Raw genomic sequence first — 5,814 nt, forward strand, 5'->3', positions numbered from 1 at the left:
TGCAAAACAGATAGCCGCTTAACCCGTTGGACTCTACGGTTGACGACCTACCTCATCTCATCACGCCAACCAAATAATCTCCTACCTGAATGATTTCTCCGATTGGGTGGCTGACAATTACGGGGCTTCTAATATCAACCCATGGCGTCACGCAACAGAGTTCGAGCAGATGCGAGCATGGTCACAGTGGGCTCGCAGGAAAGACCGGTCCTTTCTGGCCCATACGATGTCCAGGGGCAAAACTGCGGTTGCGGTAAAACGTGCCAGGGCCACTGGGATGCTGCCAACCCCTGTTATTGACCGTGAGCCGGTGAAGCACTTCCCGGAGGAGAAGATCCGTGACCTACTCTGGCGAGGCTTTATCGTGCCAGGGAAACAGAAGAGTCCGCGCCCAGAAGACCGGTTGAATATCCGGGATATCCTGATGACGCTACTAATGCGATATGGAGGCCTTCGAGTCTCGGAAACCCTCCATCTCTTTGTGCAGGACGTAGTGCCAGATCCGTTTGATCCATCGAAGGCGCATGTCAGGATTTTCCACCCCGGCCAAGGGAAAGCACCTCTGGACTGGATGAATGAAAAAGGCCAGCCAGTCCATTGCAACCGCCGAGACTACCTTAGAGGGAAATATGGTCTTCTTCCACGAAACGCCAAAAAAGGCGGGGGGTATTACATCGGATGGAAGAACCCTGCCTTAGATTCTGAGCAAAAATTCATTGACGTACATTGGTTCCCCTCGGATGCTGGGAGAGTTTTTCAGAAGCTCTGGCTGATCTACATGATGCGTAGAGCCAGACTCAAATGCCAACATCCTTTCGCCTTTGTCACAGAAAGCGGTGAGCCATACGGCTACGACGCCTTCAAAGCCCAATTCCGTAGCGCGGTTGAACGGATCGGCCTGTCCCACGCCAAGCATCTGGGTACGACACCTCACGGATTACGCCACGCCTATGGCCGGGCGCTTACCAATGCTGACGTAGACCCTCTGGTTCGAAAGAAGGCTCTACACCACAAATCCATTGCTTCACAGGTGGTTTATACAGAGATGGACCGGCAGAAGATCGCTCAAATTCTTTCGTCCGTCTCCAATCGCCCACATGCCGCCGAAGCGGCATCGACGCCTCATCCCTTTGACTTTGGTTTTGAAGACGTTGATCCACTCGGCTTGTTTTCCGGTTCCCATCCTCGCCTGAAGCAAGGCCAACCAAAATGAGAAAAAAGACGCATCTACTGGATCAACTTCGGATGTCCCGGGAGAATATCAGGGCAATCGATGCGCTAATCCAAGGGCGCCACGGCCTGGATAAGTGGCGCGAGATCATCCTGGATTGGGCCGATACCAAGAAAACTGACGCGAAGGCACATGTAGAATCAGTGACGCTATTGCTGGTGGACTACATCGTCGGTAACGGTCTTAGCACCAACCCCAAGGATCTTTTCGATACACGCATACCTAAGCCCCCTTACACGGAACTCGTCGACCGAAACAACTGGCGTGCTGTTCAAGCGAACAACGATATTTGCTTTTTCCTTCAGTGGGTATTTTCACGCCGAATTCGTCCAGCCCTTGGCGACGATTTGCAATATTTCAAAAACCCAGTGACCCAAATTAGCATGAGGGGAAAAGCGACTGCGGCCAAACGCGCCTACCTGGCTTCCACCGCTGTGAGCCCGAAAACGATTGGCGATGAATTCGTGTTTTTGGGGGAGAAATCCTCTCTTTACTATCCGTGGATCGAGTGCGCCAAACAGTGGATATTGTCGATCAACGAGCCAGATAAGGGCGTTGCCCTCGATGCATTGAGGCGCTTGTTTGTTAACTATTTTGACGGATTGGACTCTCTTTTGCCTTTCGAGGCATTCTTTAAACCCGCTAATTGCGGGCTGCTGCGGCCCGCATCCGCTGAATTTCAGTTTTCTTTGGCAAAGGACCAGCGGGTGTTTTCCTTCGCAGCAGATTTTTTGGAATGGGTCGTTAAGCGTAAGCTGCCAAAGGAGTTCGCTACAAATGAAGCTCGCAACCCTTTCGCGGCGAGTAGAGATATGGGAGTACAGAAACGGCGAATTAGTGACGACAAGGATCTGATGTACCTTGTTCAGGCCGATCCGCTTATGGAGGATTGGCGAAGGCTTGCCGCCGAGTGGTTGTCCCTCAACCCAAAGTCCTATGCGCACCGCATATGGGCTCTATCATATTTCTTCAACCGTTATGTTCTGGCATACGACCTGGATCGTAATCCGTATGCCTTCCTGCGTTTAGATAACCCCCCCCTCCGTTCTTCGATGTGTACATAGCATCAAAGAAAAAGGGGGATAGAAACAAACCCAGCGACAATGACTATCGAATGGTCAATTTGGTGCACGACTTTTTACAGTGGATACTTGACGAAAAGCTGTCCGATTTTGACGATAGTGGGCGACGGTTAGTACCTTCGGAACTTCGGAATCCAGTTCCAACATTACAGTGGCGTAGCTCCAGTTCAAGCGAGAGCAACAAAAGCCCATTGCCTATCCGCTTTATCCAGCAATTACGAAGCATGCTTGCAGAGGGACCTACATTCAGGGACTGGAAGTGGACGCAATCAAACGACGAAGGGAGTTGGTTCACTGTTAAACCGAATCTCATCGACAAAACCGACCCCAACTGTGTGTGGCGCATCAAAAAAGGACATTATCAACTCTGGTCGCCAGCAAGAAGCGTCGCCCTGTATATCAAGCTTGAGTTGCCGCTTCGGACATACCAAGTCCGTATGCTCGATTCCGGAGAGGCTGATACCTGGCGCTATGAGCAGGGGCGGTTCATTCCTAACAAGAGTCGGCTTGCTACGGGCTCTCCTAATCGCCCATATAAGAAAGGGGTTTTTTATAAGAGCAACGAGGGCGGCTCCGTTGATGAGGTGGGGCTTTATGTTAACACGAATAAAACTGCCGATATAGACAAACCAGAAGACCAAAAGGGCTACGTTATCCCCTGGACACACGGCCCGGCATTGTATTGGCTTGAAGCACTAAGAGACTGGCAGGAGAAGTACAACCCAGTGTCCGCAGCTATCCCATGGACTGATTTGAATCAAGACCATTTTGGGCATGCGAAACACGAAGCCACTCTGGCGGAAATGGGAACCGCATGCTTCCTTTTTAAAGATGCTTCTTCAATCCGTTTAGCCAACCGAAACAAACCGTTGTTGGACAACGTCTTGGACAAACTCTGGTATCGCCTCCTGCTTCGGCTTGAAACGGAAGGGGGGCATATGTTGCCGGATGGTACTCCAATCCGATTTGTCTCCGATGCACCAAGGACCAGATCGACGTTCTATCCGCTGCACTCCTTGAGAGTTTCCCTGATCACCTACTTTGTGCTGGAGGCCGGGCTGCCTATTCAGGTAGTTTCAAAGCTCATCGCGGGACACAGTCGGATCATAATGACGCTTTACTATACGAAGGCTGGTATTTCATATGTAAACGAGGTACTGGCTGATGCGGAGCGTCGGGCGCTCGCCAGGGCGGCTGAAAGTGAACGCCTCTTTCTACGCGATAAGGCGTACGAGAATATTGCGGGCCGCTACGCCTATATCAGCGAAGATGCTCCAAAAGCATACTGCAACCAGCAAAGCGCCGCATCCGCGATTTTTGAAGATAAAGGGATATGCCCTGTTGCCGGGCAACACTGTGATATTGGCGGTGATGCGTTTGGCTCAGGCAAAAGCGGGCGATATCTGCCTGTTGCTGGATACCCAGCGCGGAATTGCGTTCGATGTCGGTTTTTTCTCACCGGCCCCGCATTTTTGCCTGGACTGGTCGCCCACTTCAACAAGCTAAGTTTCGATGTGACCCAGTTATCCCAACGCTATGGATCGCTCGAGGCCTCTGTTCGGAACCTTGAAAATCAGAGATTCGAGTTTCAAAAGCGCGGGGAATATTTTCCGAGAATGGGTGAGCTTGAACGGCTTCAGCAACGATATGAGGCAGAGGCAGAGGGGCTAAATCGACTGATGTTGGATATGCAGTATTGCCATAAGTTGATTGCCCGCTCCATTGAATTGGGAAAGATGGAGTCGGGGGCTTCCGAGCTTCAGTTGGTCGCCAACGGAACCATCTCCGACCTTGGTTTCGCACTGAAGGAAACAACCTCCGAGATGCACCAAATTGAAGTGATCTGTGAGAACACTGTTTTTTATCCCGAAATTGATGCCCGCGTTGCTGTCTTACGGCGCTCTCACCTACTGGACGTCATGTTCGACCTTAACGGGAAGCCCCCTGTCTTCTACAAATTGAGCGAAGAAGAGCAGCACCTTGTTGGCAATGCCGTTATGAAGCTGATCCAGGCGAGATCGGGATCTCTGGAGTCTGCCGTCGAGTTTGTTGAGGGGCGCCGCAAGTTGATTGAGCTAGGGCTGATAGAAGATGACCTCGATGCGGCTATAAAAGGCGTTTCCAACAAGGAAATCCGCAAGCTGCACCAAGCCTACCTGTTGGAGGCTAGGTCGCTAGATGAAAGTGTCGAGGAGTTGTCCGATGCACCCTGAGGAACTGTTTGCCACTCTGGCTGCAAATGCAGGGGCTCGTAAGAAAAAGAACCTGGAAATCATTCACGCTGTTTGCCAGGAGCAATTTACGCGAGGAAGCAAAGACTTCTCCGTGGCCACCATCTCTCGTCTATCGGTTGAGCGCGGAGGCCCTGCAAAATCTACGATCTATAACAAAACCGGCTCAGATTTCCAGGCGCTCATAAGAGCCTGGGCAACGCATACCGGTGGGGCTTTGAAAAAGCCTCCAAAGAGGGCAGCGGCGTTCGACTATACAGAGCTTCTGATGAAGATCCCGGAACCTTCTGTGCGTGCCCTGGTTGGTGCCGCGCTTGCTGAAAACAAAAAACTCCGGCGAGAGCTATCCGTTCTGAAGAGCACAGCGGAGTTTGTCGTTGATAGACGACAGCAGGCGATAACGATTACTGAAGGGATTGATCTTCAACCTCAGAAGGCATCGGCCTACTCGTGTGGGCTGACGGACTTAGAGATCGAGGCCCTTCGGCATGCTGTTTCGGATCAGGCCTTGGTGGATGAAGGGTGGATTGTAGATGACTACGGGAGGGTGGTCGTAGCCAAGAATGGTCGCCCGGTCTTTAAGGTTGGGTTTGTTGATGCAATAAAGAAGGTGCTAGACCAGCATAGCGAGCAATCGTGAAACCTTTTAGTCCTTTGCGGCGGTAAGATGTTTTCGCTTAGGGAGGGTGTCCGGGATTTTATGTAAAGCTGCCATCGGAGGCTCTGCCTCCAGATGGCAGCTTTAGTTCGATACCTGTCGGATGGACAATTCACACAACTCGGCCTGAGTTGCCATTCGACACTCTGGCTGAAATTGTCGGCAATGCGGCGGTAAGCGACCCTTTGACCTTACTACAGAGGCAAGGTCAAGCGAAGAAACTGGCTAAAAATGTTTCGCCGAAGCCCTTAGCCTTCCCTCGATGATGGGTTTTGAACACCCACAAGAGATTCAAATGGCCCCCTCGTCTGTTTCTAGCCCTGTAGTTGAGTTAGAACTTGGTATTGGCGGGATCGATTTACAAGGCTATATTCAAGAAATAGTGTGATGAGTCATTCAGGCAACCGTCAGATTTCGACGGAATCGGAGAGATAATCCGTCCGTTGATTCAGTTCGAGGTGGGGAATGGGCGACTGCTGTTCATCGTCCGGGTGCGACGCAAAGCATCCGCAAAAACGCCGCTGTCCCATCAATGGGACCGAGTGCGCGGAGGTCCCTGCGGCGGTCACGCTTTTTCGGACAGTTGGCTAAGCTAATGCTGACTGGTTGAAA

The 5,814-nt window shown here is 51.5% G+C and carries 3 protein-coding genes and 1 pseudogene; all 4 read left to right on the plus strand.

Translation table 11 applies throughout. From position 1 onward, the window contains the following. Positions 1 to 55: 55 nt before the first annotated feature. Positions 56 to 1,213 (plus strand): annotated as a pseudogene (gmtY, locus tag JYJ39_RS13650) (gamma-mobile-trio recombinase GmtY); the annotation flags it as partial. Next, positions 1,210 to 2,295, plus strand: a complete 1,086-nt coding sequence (locus JYJ39_RS14125; RefSeq protein WP_205205156.1) for a VPA1269 family protein — start codon at positions 1,210 to 1,212, stop codon at positions 2,293 to 2,295. The pseudogene gmtY and the gene JYJ39_RS14125, both read left to right, overlap by 4 nt. After that, positions 2,286 to 4,526 carry a gamma-mobile-trio integrase GmtZ gene (gene gmtZ / locus JYJ39_RS13660; protein WP_275887974.1) on the plus strand — a complete coding sequence of 747 codons (2,241 nt, stop codon included), beginning with the start codon at positions 2,286 to 2,288 and terminating at the stop codon, positions 4,524 to 4,526. Before JYJ39_RS14125 ends, gmtZ begins: the two co-directional genes overlap by 10 nt. Beyond that, on the plus strand, positions 4,516 to 5,184 hold the full coding sequence (gene gmtX, locus JYJ39_RS13665) for a gamma-mobile-trio protein GmtX (protein ID WP_205205161.1): 669 nt from the start codon (positions 4,516 to 4,518) through the stop codon (positions 5,182 to 5,184). Before gmtZ ends, gmtX begins: the two co-directional genes overlap by 11 nt. The last annotated feature ends 630 nt before the right edge of the window (positions 5,185 to 5,814 follow it).

The sequence above is a fragment of the Azonexus hydrophilus genome (assembly GCF_905120355.1).
In the GTDB taxonomy this organism is placed as follows: domain Bacteria; phylum Pseudomonadota; class Gammaproteobacteria; order Burkholderiales; family Rhodocyclaceae; genus Azonexus.